The sequence below is a fragment of the Sporolactobacillus sp. BBK16-2 genome (genome assembly GCF_059878335.1).
The window spans coordinates 2,028,224-2,044,585 of record NZ_CM187611.1; the positions used below are offsets into that span (position 1 = coordinate 2,028,224).

General features: G+C 40.6%; 17 protein-coding genes. 8 read left to right on the forward strand and 9 right to left on the reverse strand.

Features of this window, described 5'->3' with window-relative positions; genetic code table 11:
• The first annotated feature begins 37 nt into the window (after window positions 1-37).
• On the forward strand, window positions 38-472 hold the full coding sequence (locus tag AC6F33_RS10135; RefSeq protein WP_500777057.1) for an Lrp/AsnC family transcriptional regulator: 435 nt from the start codon (window positions 38-40) through the stop codon (window positions 470-472).
• A 72-nt stretch (window positions 473-544) separates the two neighbouring features.
• On the opposite strand, the gene AC6F33_RS10140 is transcribed toward AC6F33_RS10135, so the two are convergent.
• Together AC6F33_RS10140 and AC6F33_RS10145 are read right to left on the reverse strand one after the other, a co-directional pair.
• Window positions 545-1,525, reverse strand: coding sequence for a ketoacyl-ACP synthase III (locus AC6F33_RS10140; protein WP_480948317.1), 981 nt, complete (start codon window positions 1,523-1,525; stop codon window positions 545-547).
• 122 nt (window positions 1,526-1,647) lie between these two features.
• Entirely contained in the window at window positions 1,648-2,133 is a 486-nt protein-coding gene (locus AC6F33_RS10145) for a Dps family protein (RefSeq protein ID WP_255749406.1), read from the reverse strand.
• Window positions 2,134-2,294: 161 nt separating this feature from the next.
• On the opposite strand from AC6F33_RS10145, the gene AC6F33_RS10150 reads away from it, so the two are divergent.
• The 3 genes from AC6F33_RS10150 to AC6F33_RS10160 all read left to right on the forward strand — a co-directional run bounded on the left by AC6F33_RS10150 (window position 2,295) and on the right by AC6F33_RS10160 (window position 7,309).
• Window positions 2,295-3,293 carry an acrylyl-CoA reductase family protein gene (locus tag AC6F33_RS10150; RefSeq protein WP_480948318.1) on the forward strand — a complete coding sequence of 333 codons (999 nt, stop codon included), beginning with the start codon at window positions 2,295-2,297 and terminating at the stop codon, window positions 3,291-3,293.
• 342 nt (window positions 3,294-3,635) lie between these two features.
• Window positions 3,636-4,085: a MarR family winged helix-turn-helix transcriptional regulator gene (locus AC6F33_RS10155; protein ID WP_255749409.1), complete on the forward strand. Its 450-nt coding sequence runs from the start codon at window positions 3,636-3,638 to the stop codon at window positions 4,083-4,085.
• Window positions 4,082-7,309, forward strand: a complete 3,228-nt coding sequence (locus AC6F33_RS10160) for an MMPL family transporter (RefSeq protein ID WP_500777058.1) — start codon at window positions 4,082-4,084, stop codon at window positions 7,307-7,309. Before AC6F33_RS10155 ends, AC6F33_RS10160 begins: the two co-directional genes overlap by 4 nt.
• Window positions 7,310-7,359: 50 nt before the next feature.
• On the opposite strand, the gene AC6F33_RS10165 is transcribed toward AC6F33_RS10160, so the two are convergent.
• A complete protein-coding gene (locus AC6F33_RS10165) occupies window positions 7,360-7,785 on the reverse strand; it encodes a GNAT family N-acetyltransferase (protein WP_255749413.1) in 426 nt (141 codons plus the stop codon).
• A gap of 27 nt (window positions 7,786-7,812) precedes the next feature.
• Window positions 7,813-7,950, reverse strand: coding sequence for a hypothetical protein (locus AC6F33_RS10170; RefSeq protein ID WP_255749415.1), 138 nt, complete (start codon window positions 7,948-7,950; stop codon window positions 7,813-7,815).
• A gap of 193 nt (window positions 7,951-8,143) precedes the next feature.
• Between AC6F33_RS10170 and AC6F33_RS10175 the strand changes: the two genes are divergently transcribed.
• Window positions 8,144-9,460 (forward strand): hemolysin family protein, encoded by a 1,317-nt coding sequence (locus AC6F33_RS10175; RefSeq protein WP_255749705.1) that lies wholly within the window; start codon window positions 8,144-8,146, stop codon window positions 9,458-9,460.
• Window positions 9,461-9,647: 187 nt separating this feature from the next.
• On the opposite strand, the gene AC6F33_RS10180 is transcribed toward AC6F33_RS10175, so the two are convergent.
• The 3 genes from AC6F33_RS10180 to AC6F33_RS10190 form a co-directional block, all read right to left on the reverse strand.
• Window positions 9,648-10,067: a CBS domain-containing protein gene (locus AC6F33_RS10180; RefSeq protein ID WP_500777059.1), complete on the reverse strand. Its 420-nt coding sequence runs from the start codon at window positions 10,065-10,067 to the stop codon at window positions 9,648-9,650.
• Window positions 10,068-10,186: 119 nt separating this feature from the next.
• Complete coding sequence (locus AC6F33_RS10185) at window positions 10,187-11,422, reverse strand: MFS transporter (protein WP_500777060.1); 1,236 nt, start codon at window positions 11,420-11,422, stop codon at window positions 10,187-10,189.
• 198 nt (window positions 11,423-11,620) lie between these two features.
• Complete coding sequence (locus tag AC6F33_RS10190) at window positions 11,621-11,980, reverse strand: winged helix-turn-helix transcriptional regulator (RefSeq protein WP_480948325.1); 360 nt, start codon at window positions 11,978-11,980, stop codon at window positions 11,621-11,623.
• A 132-nt stretch (window positions 11,981-12,112) separates the two neighbouring features.
• Here AC6F33_RS10190 and AC6F33_RS10195 point away from each other — a divergent pair, with 132 nt between their 5' ends.
• The 3 genes from AC6F33_RS10195 (at window position 12,113) to AC6F33_RS10205 (ending at window position 14,980) form a co-directional block, all read left to right on the forward strand.
• On the forward strand, window positions 12,113-13,291 hold the full coding sequence (locus tag AC6F33_RS10195) for an MFS transporter (protein WP_500777061.1): 1,179 nt from the start codon (window positions 12,113-12,115) through the stop codon (window positions 13,289-13,291).
• A gap of 237 nt (window positions 13,292-13,528) precedes the next feature.
• Window positions 13,529-14,104 (forward strand): DUF2087 domain-containing protein, encoded by a 576-nt coding sequence (locus AC6F33_RS10200; protein WP_500777062.1) that lies wholly within the window; start codon window positions 13,529-13,531, stop codon window positions 14,102-14,104.
• Between the two features lie 90 nt (window positions 14,105-14,194).
• Window positions 14,195-14,980: a helix-turn-helix transcriptional regulator gene (locus AC6F33_RS10205; RefSeq protein WP_255749699.1), complete on the forward strand. Its 786-nt coding sequence runs from the start codon at window positions 14,195-14,197 to the stop codon at window positions 14,978-14,980.
• Between the two features lie 41 nt (window positions 14,981-15,021).
• Here AC6F33_RS10205 and AC6F33_RS10210 read toward each other — a convergent pair whose 3' ends face one another.
• The gene (locus AC6F33_RS10210; RefSeq protein ID WP_500777063.1) at window positions 15,022-15,444 is read right to left on the reverse strand and encodes a DUF2000 domain-containing protein; all 423 of its coding nucleotides are present in this window, start codon (window positions 15,442-15,444) and stop codon (window positions 15,022-15,024) included.
• A gap of 83 nt (window positions 15,445-15,527) precedes the next feature.
• The gene (locus AC6F33_RS10215; RefSeq protein ID WP_500777064.1) at window positions 15,528-16,316 is read right to left on the reverse strand and encodes a class I SAM-dependent methyltransferase; all 789 of its coding nucleotides are present in this window, start codon (window positions 16,314-16,316) and stop codon (window positions 15,528-15,530) included.
• Window positions 16,317-16,362: the final 46 nt, after the last annotated feature.

Sequence of the window (16,362 nt, forward strand, 5' to 3'; positions counted from 1 at the left end):
TACATGAATGGAAGTAGTGTTTTACAGTAGCTGATGAATGAAATCACTCTTCCATTTTTTCAATGTGAAAGGAAATCAACGATGGACGAACTCGACCCGATTATTAACTAAAAACAGCCGGCTAACTTGGAAACAACTTGGTGAGAACATTCATATGACGGGACAAGCAACAGGTCAGCGCGTTCAGAAATTAATCGACCAAGGAATCATTCGCCGTTTTACTATTGACCAGCACTATGATTCCATTCAGTTTATAACCATTTATATGTCTTCGTCCGATTACAGAGGATTCGAACAGATGATCGCTGAAAATCCGAGTTGCATTGAGGCCCATAATATTTCCGGTGACGGATGTTATCTGTTGAAAGTCTGCTTTCCGGATGTGAAAAATCTTGATGAGTTCTGCACGCAGCTTTTGCGGTTTGGCAGGTATAAGGTGAACAGTTCAATATGGCAGCTTGATTGCCACTAACCGTATAGAAAAATGGATCAGGAAGAAAACAAAGATGTTTTCTTCCTGATCCATAATTTTTAGAACATCTTTTTAGATGCTCCATTCAATAATTTGACCGCAGTGGCAAAGTCCCCCGCCAAATCCGTATAAAAGTAAACGATCATTTTTCTTAATTTTTCCTGTCTTGACGGCTTCTGATATCGCCAGAGCAATCGAAGCCGATGAAGTGTTGCCGTAATACTCTAAGCTGTAAAGAACTTTATCCATCGGAATCGCTAATCGTTCAAATATGGCTTCAATTAATCGCAAGTTTGCGCTATGCGGAATGAACCAATCAATATCCGAAATTTGTAATCCGCTGTTTTCCAGCAGTGCCGGGATTCCGGCGGTTACTGTCTTAACTGCCCATTTGAACACTTCACGGCCGTTCTGAATCATTTTTCCTGTATCAATGAGCTTTTCTCCATCCATAGTTGACGATAATCCTGTACGATAAAGGGCTTTACCAAGACTTCCGTCAGCACCCATATAAGAGCCGAGAAAATTGCCTCTTTCATCCGTATGTTCAACAAGCGCGGCACCTGCTCCATCACCAAGAAGAATGCATGTGGTTCGATCCGTATAATCCGTTACCTTTGACATTGTTTCAGCAGCAACCACGAGCACTTTCTTATTCAATCCGCTTGTAACAAGACCGTTCGCAACGTGCAGTGCATATTCAAAACCCGAACAAGCGGAACTTAAATCAATCACACCTGCATGTTTGAGTTGAAAGGCTGCTTGAACTCTCGCGGAGACACTTGGAAATCCATAATCCGGTGTGGTGGTCGAAATAATGACCAAATCCACATCAGTAAGGTCACTTTCATAACGGTAAACGAGATTACGTACCGCTCCGCAGGCCAAATCACTGGAAAATTCTTCAGGACCTGCAATTCGGCGTTCTTTCATCCCAGTCCGTCGAACGATCCATTCATCCGATGTATCGACAAGTTGTTCTAAATCGTGATTCGTCATTCGGCGTTCCGGAACATATGCCCCAATGGCCGTTATTGTCGCTTTTGATTCCAATCGATATCCGTCCTCCTTATTTCTAGCCTTTATATTATATCAGATATTAGTACTAGGTGCTAATATTTAAATAAAAAAATGAAAACCGAAATAATTCGGTTTTCATCTTTGAATAATTATTCTCATTTAGGGTTGTTCTGAGGTACCGGGTCTTTACCCAGGAACGAAGAATAAAACCAAATGTCTTTGTCAATTTTATTTTTTACAGCAATCAGCATATCATTGGTTACGGCATCGCCTTCTTGATCTGATAAGACAATGCCTTCTGCCAATTCGTCACGCAACTGTACCAGATCATCAATAGCGACCTGTACCATTTCGTTCTCATTCAATGGATTCGTGTATGGTTTTTCTTTAATCGTCGCATGCTCTAAGAATTCCTGAAGTGTCGAATAGGGTTGACCATCGATTTGAATCAGTCGTTCTGCCACTTCATCAAGAATCGCAGTTACTTGATCATATAATTCTTCAAATTTAATATGCAATGTGAAGAAACTTGGACCTTTCACGTACCAATGTAGTTGATGAATCTTTGTGTAGAACAAACCGAAATTTGCTACCTGCTGATTTAGAAAAGTTTTGGTTGTTGTGCCTTGCGCAACTGCCATAACAATCTCTCCTTTATTTATATTAATTACTTAACTATAATTATTATAATATAATTCATTACTACTGTCTAGTCTTAAAAATTCCGCAAAATGCATTGATTTTTTCAGTGTTCATTTTAACCGTTTACATTTACAATAGATAAAGGTAAGGAGGAATTGCTGTGGAATCAATACTTCGAGCTTTAGTGGTCAATAAAAACAAAGAACATTTTTCAGTCGCAATGAAAAACATTACTATGGATCAACTGCCTAAGGACGATGTGGTTGTTAAAGTGCATTACTCCAGTATAAATTATAAGGATGCGCTTGCGTGCATGCCTGACGGAAAGATCGTGAACACATACCCTTTTATTCCAGGCATTGATTTGGCTGGTGTCGTTGTAACATCTGCAGATGATCGATTCAAGCAAGGAGACCAAGTCATTGCAACCGGCTATGGTATCGGCGTCAATCATTACGGCGGTTTTTGCGAGTACGCATCAATTCCTGGTGACTGGATTGTACCACTGCCCGATGAGCTTACCTTTAAAGAAGCAATGATTTATGGAACCGCCGGATTTACGGCCGCACTCGCCATAAACAAGCTTGAACAAAATGGTATGACACCAGAAAAGGGACCCGTGCTTGTTACCGGAGCAACCGGTGGTGTCGGAACAACAGCTGTAGCCATGCTTTCTAAGCTAGGTTACGATGTTACTGCAAGTACAGGTAAATCCTCGCAAACAGAGTATCTGAAACAACTAGGCGCAACTGCCGTCAAACCACGAAGTGCTATTTACGATGGAAAGATTAAAGCATTAGATAAAACACAATTTGCTGCTGCCATTGACCCTGTGGGAGGAGCGCAGCTCGCCTCACTTATCAGTAAAATTGCTTATGGTGGTACCGTCGCTGTCTGCGGATTAACCGGAGGCAGTAAGATTCCGACCACAGTTTTCCCGTTTATCCTTCGTGGAATTAATCTACTAGGCATTGACTCAGTGTATTGTCCGATGCCACTGAGAAAAACAATCTGGAAACGAATGGCAAGCGAATTAAAAGACAGTCAAAAGCTTTCTATGATAAAAAAAGAAATAGCGTTTCAAGCACTGCCGGATATTCTGCCAAAATTACTGGAAGGAAGTACTGTCGGAAGAATCATTGTGAACATAAATGAATAAGAAGAACGAAAAGCAGTGAGCCATTAAAAAATGGATTCGCTGCTTTTTCATCAATATAGTCGCTTTCGATACCTCAGCCGATTTGTTATTGATCAGTTGTCGTAGTAATGCATTTTTAAAATAAAGGATCTGCGCTCCTGATCATTTTAATCCTTTACTCCCTCCTTTTTGATTCTTCATTTATTAGACGGACGAGAAGTGATTTTAGACGAATAAAAAAATATATTTATTAGTTGAATGTGATTATAGAAAAATTATCAATTTTAGTTGACTGTATAAACCAAATGTTGTTATCATAAAAAATGGTTAACACAGTTATCTATTTAAGGAGGAAGTGCTCAATTGGAATTAGATTCGGTTAAATCCTTGATTAGTGCTTATGAAGATGTCTCTATTTATACATCAAATATCGTTCACGAAGCTGTTGAAGATCTCATTAAAGCCCATGGCATCACATTTGAACAGCTTTGCTTGCTCCGGATGCTAGAGAAGAAGCCGGGACTCAGCCCGATTCAAATTGCGAATCTGCTCGATATAAATAAAAGCGGCGTTAGTATTCGCGTCAGTCGGTTAGTGGATAAAGGTTATATTGAAAAGCGGATGATTGATAATCGCAGCTTCGGATTGTACAACACAAACACAGGAAAGGCTATTTTTCTTGAAGGAGAACGTAAGATTCATGAGCTTGTAGGTAAATGGATCGAAGAAGTCGGCGAACAGGACAGCAAGGAATTTGTTCGTATCTATTTGAAGATCAACGAAATCATTATGAGACAGAAGGCGGACAAATGAAAAAAATGATCACATTGCGGTGGGTACTGCTTGGTATTTGGGTACTTGGCCTTGCAGTCCTTATGTTTACGGCTCCGAATTTTAATGCGCTTGTTCGTGATAAAGGCGGTTACTCATTGCCCGATAATTATTCGACACAGCAAGCCAGTAAACTAGAGAAAAAATTCAGCGAAAATAAAGATACAACCGCTTATATCGCTGCTTTCCATTCCAACAAGGGCTTTTCTCGAAAAGACTTAAATGCGATTGAAAAGACGTTAAACCGTGTTAAAGACAACAAAAAGGATCTCAAAATTGAGAGCGTCATCGATGTCTTTGATCATAAAGATTTAAAAGATCAGCTGGTTTCAAAAAACAATAAAACGTTAATGGCTGCCTTTCAAGTACAGAACGTAAATCCGACAGCCGTTCACTCACTTCGAAATAAAATCGATGCTGAAATTAAAACAGACGGTGTCAAAACCTACTTAACAGGTCAAGAATTGATTAATGATGACATGAATTCAGCAGCTGAGGCAGGCGTAAAGAGAACAGAGGGTCTTACACTCATCTTCATCCTCGTTGTTCTTTTCCTTGTCTTTCGTTCTGTTGTCGCACCGTTTGTGCCACTCATTACCGTTGGCATCAGCTATATCGTTGCACAATTTGTGGTTTCATTTCTTGTAAACTATTTCAATTTCCCAATTTCAAACTTTACGCAAACATTTATGATCGCTGTCCTGTTCGGTATCGGAACCGATTACTGTATTCTCCTTTTAAGCCGATTTAGAGAGGAACTTGCAAAGGGAAATGATAAATATCAGGCGACACTGGCAACGTTTCGAACGGCCGGGCTGACTGTACTGAAAAGCGGAATTCCTGTTTTTATCGCCTTTCTCTCACTTGCATTCGTTGAATTTAACCTCTACCGAAGCGCGATTGCTGTCGGGGTTGGTGTCATCTTCCTGTTGCTTGCCCTCTTTACGCTGCTCCCTCTTTTCATGACCACACTTGGAAAACACCTTTTCTGGCCGATGAGTGGAAAAATAAAGGAACCAAAAAGCGATCTTTGGGCAGCTGCCGGCAAGCTTGCTTTTGCACGCCCGATCGTTGCCCTGCTAATCGTTGCTTTATTTACGATACCGCCGATCATTACTTATAGTGGGCAGCTTTCCTTTAATTCACCTGAAGAATTGCCAAATTCCTATGGAGCAAAAGCAGGCTTTAATGTCATTTCCAAAGATTTCGGTGCCGGTAATATGTCTCCGGCGACAATCTATTTGCAAAATGATGACAACATGCGCTCATCGGATTATGTTGCGCTGATTGAACGCATCTCCCTGGCAATAAAAAAAGATCCGAATGTTGATAAAGTGATGAGCGTTTCACGTCCGCTCGGAAAACGACTGAATGACATCTATGTAACCAAACAATCGGATACCGTTCATAAGGGGCTGAAAAGTGCCTCCGGCGGATTAGGAACCTTGCAAAACAGTCTACAAACAGCAAGTAAGAAAATTGATAAGTCTCAGCCACAATTGAATTCTGCAATAACCGGCATCGACAAACTGCAAAACGGAACATCCGCTACAAAAGACGGAGTTCAGAAAATACAAACCGTACTGGCGCAGATCTCGGATGGAATTAAGTCCGGTTCAGCCGGAACAGCGGAAATCAGAAAAAATGTTCAAGATGCTCAGAAACAGCTGAAACAGCTCCAAACCGGTCAAGAACAAATTCAGAATGGCTATCAACAGGTGGCTGACAACTTGCAAAAAGTCTCAGACCAACTTGGCCAATTCTCATCATCAGGATCCGGCAGCCAGCCAGCAATCGACACAAGCGATTTGGAAAAGACACTTGGTCAGATTCAAATAAATTTGCAGGCGTACATCAAATCCCATCCGGAAGCGATGCAGGATCCGAATTTTGTTCAATTAGCAACCGGATTAAAGCAGTTACCGACCGTCATGGAAAATCTTCAGAACAATATCCAAACTGAGATTACCAATCAAACGAAAACAGCTAAAGCGCAAATCACTCAGCTGAACAGCAGCATTCAACAATTGGCTGATGCGATGAAGCAATTGAACGCTCAGTCCGCAAAAGTGTCGCAGGGAATCAGCAGCTTTCAATCCGGGCTCACTCAACTAAACGACGGTCTTGGCAAATTGGAAAACGGATTAAATCAGGCAAGCAGCGGTCAAGACCAAGTCATCCAAAACACACCACAGTTGACCAATGCACTCACACAAATTGCTTCCGGGCAAAAGCAGTTAAGGAGCGGCTTCAGTGATGTGCAAGATCAAATGCAGACACTGTCCGGCGGGCTTGCAAAAGGAGCAGATGGTGCAAAGAAAATTAAGAACGGTGTTAATTCAGCGAATGATTTTATTGGCAACTGGACCAAGGTTTCCTATGAACAGTCAGGGATCTATGTGCCGGATCAAATCTTCACAAATAAGAGTTTTAAAGATGCCCTTGATCAATATATGAGTAAAGATGGCAAAATCACAAGCATTCAAGTGACTTTGAAAGATGATCCTTACTCAAATAAAGGGATTGCTCATTTTCAAGAATTCAAAAAGGAACTTCCGTCTATTTTGAAAGGAACGAAGCTCGAAAATGCACATGTGGGGATCAGCGGCATCTCTAGTTTTAATAGTGACTTAAAGCAGCTCTCAAGTTCAGATTATCAAAAAGCCGTTACCTTTGTCATCATTGGTGTGTTCATCGCACTCGTCATTGTCTTGCGGTCATTGACTATGCCGATTTATTTAATGGCATCTCTCCTTTTGACCTACTTCTCGGCAATGGGTTTTTCGGAATTAATTTTCTCAAAACTGTTCCATTTCTCCGGGTTAACATGGACAACTCAATTTTTTGGATTTATTGTACTCGTCGCACTTGGCATTGATTACTCAATCTTTGTCATGGAGCGATTCAACGAGTATGCAAATCGGGCAATACGAGAACGCATGCTGCTGACGTTGTGGCATATGGGCAGCGTAATCTTCTCAGCAGTCCTCATTCTGAGCGGAACCTTCGCAGCAATGATGCCTTCCGGGATGCTCTCACTTGTTGAAATTGCCAGCGTCGTCATTATTGGCTTGATCCTTTATGCAGTGGTGATTATCCCATTGTTTGTTCCGGTAATGGTCAAATTGTTCGGACGCGGCAATTGGTGGCCTTTTATACCGAATAAAACAAAGTTGATTGATTCAAACGATTCACATTCAATATAAATAAAAAAATAAGGCCTCATACAGTGATCATAAACTGTACGAGGCTTTTTTTAGTAATTGAGCATTTTTTGCAATATGTACTGGCATTCGCCTTTACCTGGATAATCCCCTATTCTTCCAATCACTTGAAAACCAAGTTTTTGATAAAACAGCGGTGCCTGATAGCTCATTGTCTCCAGCAGAACCATATCGCAATGGTGCTCGCGTGCCTCCTGCTCGATTCGTTCAATCAGCTTTGTCCCGACTCCTTTTATCCGATACACTTCACTCACTGCCAGCAGGCTGACGTGAAGTGCGTTCCAATGAAATTCAGCCGCCGCTCCGCCTATCACTTGTCCCTGATCATCATACATTGCATAACTAATTTTTCGGAGCTTCCTGTCTGCGAAGGCAGGCCGTTTCTCTTCCGTATTCACTTGCAATTCATGATCGACCCAATCCTTGATTTCATCATAATCGGCTTTCTTAATTTCCACTCAAAATTCCTCCAGCATTAAATAAAATCAAAACTTAAATGCGCCTGACGCATAGTAGTAAATTAATGTCGCAATCACGTCGATTGCACACACAACCGCGATAATCGTTACCACCTTGCTTCTTTTTGTCTTTTCAGCACTTGGCTTTGCTTCTTTCTTGTCCATTTGTCCGCCCTCCGACTTTCATCATATTGCTTTATTTTATCACATTTCTTTATTAATAGCTGTGTGTTCTCAATGAGTTATAAAGGCCACTTAATTCACTGACTCGTTTTTACATTTTATATAAAGTGGGTATAGTACAGATAAAGCCAAACGAATTTTTTACATAATAAGGAGCGATTACTTGGATACGCCTATGGGAGATGGTGGAAGTTCAATCTTCTTCCAGCTCGTACTTATCGCCATTTTAACATTAATTAATGCTTTTTTTGCAGCTGCTGAAATTGCCTTTGTTTCATTGAATAAGAAGCAAGTTGCGCACAAAGCCGATCAAGGCGATCGCAAAGCCATTCTACTAGAAAAATTAATCGGTGACCCGGGTAAATTTCTTGCAACCATTCAAGTGGGTATCACCTTTGCCAACCTATTTTCGAGTGCCTCTGCCGCTACCGGGCTTGCGAGCCGATTTGCGGACATGCTGCCTATCCCATATGCCCGAGAGATATCGATTGCGACCATTACCATTCTGTTGTCGTATGTCACTCTTGTATTCGGCGAGCTGTTTCCGAAACGTTTAGCCCTGCAAAACACTGAAAAAATGGCCCGCTTTGCGGTAACACCAATTCTTTATTTCAGTAAAGCTGCGCTGCCCTTTGTTAAGCTTCTTTCACTCTCAACTAATTTATTGGCAAAACTTTCACGAGTTGATCGAGACAAAGCAAATGAGATTACCTCGCGTGAAGAAATTCAACTGCTCGCTCAGACAGGCGAAGACGATGGATCAATCAATCATGATGAGCTTGGCATGATCAGAGGTGTTTTTGAACTGGACGTTAAAAAGGCTCGGGAAATTATGACTCCAAGGACGGAGACATTTGCAGTCAGTGTAGACACGTCACCTCATGACCTTGCACAAATGATTTTAAATGAAAATTACTCACGTATTCCCATATACCAGACAGATAGCGATAAGATTGTCGGTGTACTCAATATGAAGGACTATTTCAAAGCTGCTCGTGATGTTGGTTTTGATCAGGTTGATCTGACCTCCATATTACGCGAACCGTTATTTGTTCCTGAAACAAAATATATCGACGACCTGCTTCATGAAATGCAAAAAACGCATAATCATTTGTCCATTTTGATTGATGAGTATGGCGGCTTCTCCGGTATTGTTACCATGGAGGATTTGATTGAAGAAATTGTCGGTGAAATCGATGACGAGCATGATGAAGTTGAGCGTAAAATCACTCGAATTGATGATCGCACGTACCTCATCAGTGGCTTGCTTGAGATTGATGAATTCAATGAACGCTTTGGGACCTCTATTCAGGGCGCGGATATCGATACGGTGGCGGGATTTATTTTGAGCCAATTCGGATCCATTCCCGATGAGAACGAGCAGGTAATCGTTTCTTATGAAAATATGGTGTTTAAAGTTGAATCTGTCAAAGACAATCGGATTGAAAAAATCCGCGTTACGATTCAGGACGGTCAGGATGGTTTGGATTGATATGGCTCTTTTAATTTAAATGAGGATTACGATCTCCTTGATAAACCATTTTCAAAAGGAAAGATTCGATTTCTTCAAAGAATTATTCTCTGCTACGCCCTCATGTATTTCAATATTGATGGACGCGTAACTTCTTTAAAATCCAAAAAACCTTCCCTGATTAGAGTCGTCAAAGAAGGTTTGAGTGTTATAAATGGTTTATTGAGCCCGCCCGCAATTTAAGCAAGTAAGCAATAATTTCACGTCTTCGAATCATCCCGATAAATACGCCGCTGTCATCCACAATCGGAACAAAGTTCTGCGTTAAGGATGTCTCCATAATATCTTCAATTTCAACATCAATTGAAATCGCTTTGATATCCCTGTATCGCGGCACGTCTTTCAACGCGATGTTTTCAGTATCTCTGAAGTCTAGATCTTCATTTTTTTTCAGATTCCACAGAATATTACCTTCAGTTAAGGTCCCAACATAAATGCCTTTTTTATTTAATATTGGAATTGCCGAATAGCGATAGTGTTCCATTTTCTCTAATGCCTGCCTGATTGTCCAATGTTCATAGACAAATTTCACTTCACTTTTTGGCGTGATTAGAAATGCAGCGTTCATTCTTGATCCGCTCCTTACTCATTTGCAACTTCTTCCATTAATTATTCGCTGTAACCGTTTACGCTATGTCCATTCATCGAATGACCAACTTAAGAGACAATTGACTATCTTATGGACTTTCAATCCATCTCTTTGTTCCATCGCCGTATTTTCATGTCGCCTGGCAGTAACGCTGAAAGTAAGCCGACAAGTGGGAACAGGCTGCACAGGATCATCACAAATCGGATACTGAACAAATCTGCAAGGTTGCCGAACAGCACGGCACCGATCGCGCCCATTCCAAAAGCAAAGCCAATCGTTAATCCCGAGACCATACCTAGTCGTCCCGGCATTAATTCTTGGGCATAAATGACAGTGACACTGAAGCTTGATGTAATAATTAAACCAATTAATAAAAAAACCGGGGCAATTAAATAAAGCGGCAAATAAGGCAGCATAACTGTCAATGGCACTGCACCGATAAAAGAGCTGAGAATAACTGTTTTTTTGCCGAATCGATCAGCCAGCGGGCCCCCTAAGAATGTGCCGACCACACCGGAGATCATGAAAATAAAAATGAAAATTTGTGCCGCTTGAATGGAGAGTCCATAATCATGAATCAAATAGAATTGATAAAAATTTGAGATACAGGTTGAATACCAGGAACGAGCGAAAATGATGAAAATGAGCAGTACCATCGCCGCAACAATCCTTTTATGTACAAATGCTTCGCGTTTACTCCGTTCCTGATGATGTGCCTGCTTGTCACGCGGAGTGCGAATTGGCTGATGGTTTTTATACCAAACTGAGACAAAAAATAGGACAACCATCCCAATAAATGCAAAGCCTGAAAAAGATAAAACCCCTTTCTGTCCAAACGGAAGAAAAATGAGTGCAGTTAGAACAGGAGCCATCGATTGCCCAAAGTTGCCTCCTACTTGGAAAATCGATTGTGCTAAGCCTCGTTTTGCCCCAGCAGCCATATGTGCCACCCGCGAGCCTTCCGGGTGAAAAATTGACGAACCGATACCAATGAAGAACACGGCAAACAGTGCCCATATATAACTCGGTGCCAGTGCAAAAACTATTAAACCGACCAAGCTGGTTAAAATGCCGATTGGCAACAAAAATGGTTTTGATTTAATATCTGCGTAATAACCAAAAAAAGGCTGAATAACCGATGCAGTCATATTGGCGACAAAAGCAATCCAGCCAATTTGCGCATAGTTCAAATTTAAGGTTTGCTCAAGGATTGGATTCATGGCTGGAATAACAGCCTGAATGGAATCATTGAAAAAATGGCCGCAGCCAATTGCGAATAGCACACCATAGAATGTGCGTTGGGCTTTCATCTGTTGTTTCTCAGCTGTCCCCATTTTATCTCCACTTTCTCATGATATTTATTCTCATATTCATAAAACGATGAAACATGAAAACAAATTCATTATACAAAACATCAGATGGGATTAATAGAAAATCTCTCAAGCAAATGACAATAATCTAAGCACAGTTTTTCTTAAACGGAATATAAGTGTAACACCTGAAACTCGAGTATATGCTACAGCAATATTATGCTACTTAAGATTCGTTTTTTGTTCATTATCCTTTTTACAAAGGCGATTTTCTTTTCCCCATTCGGCCATTAACTCGAGAATGGGAATTAGGCTTTTCCCTCGCTCGTTCAATCGATATTCGACCTTTGGAGGAATCTGTGCATAGTCAATCCGTTCAATCAAATCGTCATCCCGCAGCTCACTCAATACTTGACTGAGCATTTTATGAGTAATTGACGGCAAACTTTTTTTGATTTCTCCATATCTCATGACATTGTTCTTAAACAACTTATAAAGAACAAGCCATTTCCATCTTCCCCCCGCCACGGACAGCGTGTATGAGATGGAACAATTTCCTTCATCTATCGACCACTTTTTCATCTTTACTTTCCTTTCATATAGTATCTTACTTTAAAGTGCATACTTCATTTTCTTGCCACTAATATATACACTGATTTACGAAAACACAAGATTTACATTTACTTGGCCAATTTTTTTATGGGGAAGGAATGATTGAAAAGCATGTGGAAAGTATACGTTTTAGCGCTTATCAGTTTTCTCATTGGTACATCACAATTTGTTACATCAGGATTTCTCGATCAGATCGCTTCGTCAATGGGGATTACTGTTTCTGAGGCCGGCCAATTTACGACAGTCTATGCACTAACCTATGCAATAGGTACGCCTATTCTCATATCACTTACAGGAAAAATAGATCGGCGTAAACTCACACTTTACGCGCTCGGTATTTTTATCATTGGAAACTTACTGTCATACTTTTTCCCAAGTTTCGCACTCTTTACTTTTTCGCGAATGATTGTTGCTCTAGGTGCAGGAGTGGTTATTGTCACCGCACTTACACTTGCAGCTAAAATTGCGCCTGCTGGGAAACAGGCAAGTTCCATTGCTACGGTTACAATTGGCTTTACTATGGCGCTCATTATTGGCGTCCCTGTTGGTCGATTATTGTCCTCTGCCTTTGGGTGGAGAAGCGTTTTCTTAGATATTTCCTTATTTGGTGTTATTGCAACAATTGTTATCGTTGCTGTGATACCCAAAGTGCAAGGAGACAAGCCGATTCCGCTCATTAAACAGCTGGCTTTGTTAAAAAATCCAAAAGTACTGCTCGGGTTATTTATTACGCTCTTCTGGTTAAGCGGCTATGCACTTGTGTATATTTATATCGCCCCCTATTTGCTAAAAGGATTAGGCTTATCCGGAGTTTTACTGAGTCCTGCATTGCTCGTTTTTGGCATTGCATGCTTAGTTGGTTCAAAAGTTGGCGGATACTGTGCAGATAAATATGGAATTACCGTCACACTACTTGTCAGCATGTGCCTAAATATTATTTCACTTATTTTTCTTTCATTATCTGCTCATCATCCAATCATCATATTTGTTTTTCTTTTTCTGTGGTCAGCCTCTGTATGGAGTACCCAGCCTGCGCAACTGTATAATCTAGCCACAATTGTACCCTCTCAATCAGGTATAATGCTTAGTTTGAACCAATCAATTAGTCAAATTTCGATGGCAATTGGGGCTGTTCTAGGCGGGTATATGATAAGCATGTTTTCCCTAGATTCTTTATCCTGGTATGGAACTATCGGCGTTGTCATTGCCATGATCCTTGTATGGGAGCTGCATCGATTGAAAACAGTAAAAGGAACGCAGAATACTTCTTCCGCAATTTAACTTCGAAATTTTATAAAGAAGATTTAAAATTGATTCGAGTATTGGCGACATCAATTTGCCTTCCGGCGTGATCAGCCACTAAGGTAGTACGATATTGGTCATTTTAAGCGGATTAAGACTGCTCCGATAAAATTCCCTAATGCACGTGCATTAGGGAATCTTTTTATTACTGTTGATTTTTTAAACTAATTTGTTTATCATCTAATTAGATGATAAACAAATTAGAAGGTGTTTTTGATGCAGCTTACTCGTATCGTTGAATTCCACAAAGCACTTGCCGATCTAACACGTATCCGAATTATTGCGCTCCTGAAGCAAGGACCGCTTCATGGTCAGGCTATTGCCGGAAAGCTCTCTTTAAGCCCGCCGACAATCACGCACCACATGAGCAAGCTTCGCGACGTGGGATTAATTAAAGAACGCCGTGATAAAAATACCATTTATTTTTCGCTGAATGAAAAGGTACTTGAAAGCTGTGCGGCCGCTATCCTATCAGTCGGAAATGGAGATGAAAACATGGATATGTCCATATCAGAATCAGAACGTGCAGCCATTTTAAACAACTTTTTTACTGCTGACGGAAAGCTGAAGACGATTCCTGCACAAAGAAAAAAGCGATTAGTTGTTCTTTCACGTCTTGTCAAAGGACTCGAGTTCGGAAAAGTCTATTCTGAAAAGGAAATCAGTGATTATTTGAGAAATTTTCATCCGGATTATGCAACACTTCGCAGAGAACTCATCATTTATCAATTCATGTATCGGAAAGACGGATTATACGAAATGAATCCGCCGGAGCTTTGGAATGTGAATTAATCAATGCTTGACTTATACAGATCCATTAAGTCAATTGGTCGCCTTTTTGGGCGGATATTCGTTCACTTCAGATAGGTTGGGATGAGAAAAATGACACAGGTTTCATATCAAGTCGATCAATCGCTTTTGCTTGAGTTAAAGAAATGCACAAATACAATTCATACGTCAAGAACCCATTTCCATAATGAACTTTCCATCGGACTAATTGAACAAGGCTGCTGTCAGACTATCATCAATCAGAAATCTTTCGCTCTCAATGCAGGAACACTGCTCATTATCCCAGCTAAATCAACACATCGCTGCCAACCGCAGGATGTCGGTAACTGGAAGTTTCGAATGCTCTATGTTCATCATGCTTGGTTTTCCAAGTTTACTTTTGATCAGTTCCGCGACGGCCGGATTTATTCAGACCTACCCTCGAGCACCTTTCATGAGTTCATAGATGAGTTCAAACGACTGGAACAAAATTTCTCTCATAGAAAAGTGGAAACACACGCATTAGACGATCTAGTAAATATGATGGATTTTCAGGAAAATAATGCTGCCAGTACCCATTTAACACAATCAGTTCCGCAGGATATTCAAGATATGAAGCATTTTATTAAGAAAAACTGTTTAAAGAAATTATTATTAGACGAGTTGGCCGATCATGTAGGCGTTGATAAATACCAGTTGATTCGTCGCTTTTATCGATACATGGGATTAACACCGCAGAAATATTTGATTAATTTACGTATCAATAAGGCAAAGAAAATGCTTCAAAACGGACTGCCGATCGCAGATGTCGCTGTCACCTCCGGCTTTTACGATCAGAGTCACTTTTCTAAATATTTCAAGGCGTATACCGGCGTTACACCGATGCATTACATTCAGTAAAAAACCGTTCGCCTCGTTCAAGCAGACAAACGGTCTTTTCTTTATTTAAGCGTTGGGAGACTCCCAGTGAGATGATTCACTGCCTTTTTTTCTCCATAGAGACAAATACCTAAGAACTTAAGATCATAAGTCTGCGTAGCGGATAATTTCAATGTGTAATCTTCGTAGTCTCTGCTCCTCTGTGCGGTCGTTGTAAACCCGATCAACTCAATTTTTTCGGAAAAGCTTTCACTGACTTCTCGATGTAATTTCGTTAGATCTTCACGAGTCGACGATAAAACCGGGATGGGCAGATTGACAATACCTTTATGTAAAAAACCGTTGCCATCCTCGATACTGTTGCCAATCACTTCACCAAAATCCTTGCCCAAAGTACAGCCTAGAATTGCCGCCGTATTGGCCATCACACCAAGCGGTTGCTCATAATCAATGACCATCACACATTTTTTTGTTGAATCGTACATTTTGTGTCCTCCTTTTTCCTTCACACTCATAGTAAAGAAGGAGAACCAACATGAATAGGAAAAAATTGATCGGACGCATGAAGCTATCTTGATTCAAAGAGTCCGGTAGCCTTCGTTATTTCAATAAAGCCTCCGTTTTTCTTTTTCTCTTCATTTAGATAGTCTATGAAATGTTCACGTATTGCTCCGGACAGTACCTCTTTTGCTTTGGCGCTTGAAGACCAAATATAGTCAGCAATTGCCCGAACATCATCGATCAGAAGTCCTCCTGGAAAGCACGTGAGCTGTACCTGATCAAAAAAGTTTTCAAGCTGCTCCGTCCCATTTTCTAAGCCAAAGGCGTCAGCTTGTACATTGGTCAGATCAAAACCAAGATTAGGATCAAAGCCTTTTAAGAGTTCATTAAATTCAACCATATGCTGTTTTCCGATGGTTGATGAGTAAAAAACACCGCCCGGCTTTAAAACTCTGCGCACTTCCTTAATAACCTGCAATCTGTTCGGAACATGATAAAGCATATGATTCGCAATAACCGTATCGAAGCTATTGTCCTCAAATGGAATGTCCTGAATATCAATAGCCTTGAAAGTGATACTTAAGTTGTTGCCTATTTTTCTTTGTGCATCCTTCAGCATTCCGTTTGAAAAGTCGGACAGCGTGATTTTCCAATCTTCTGGTATACGGTCCTTGTTTTTCATCCAAAATGTTCCGTCACCAGCTCCAAGTTCAAGAATCGTACTGCCAGATTCTATTTTATAATGATCAAAAAGCCATTCGTGCCAATCCTTTTTATTGGTACTATAGCGTTCATGAATCTTTGTCCTGATCGCCAGGTTTGAAGAATTCTGATATTGCTTTACTACATTTCCCATACGTCTGTGTCCCCTGCCTTTTAACCATTTTAACATGATCGTTAAG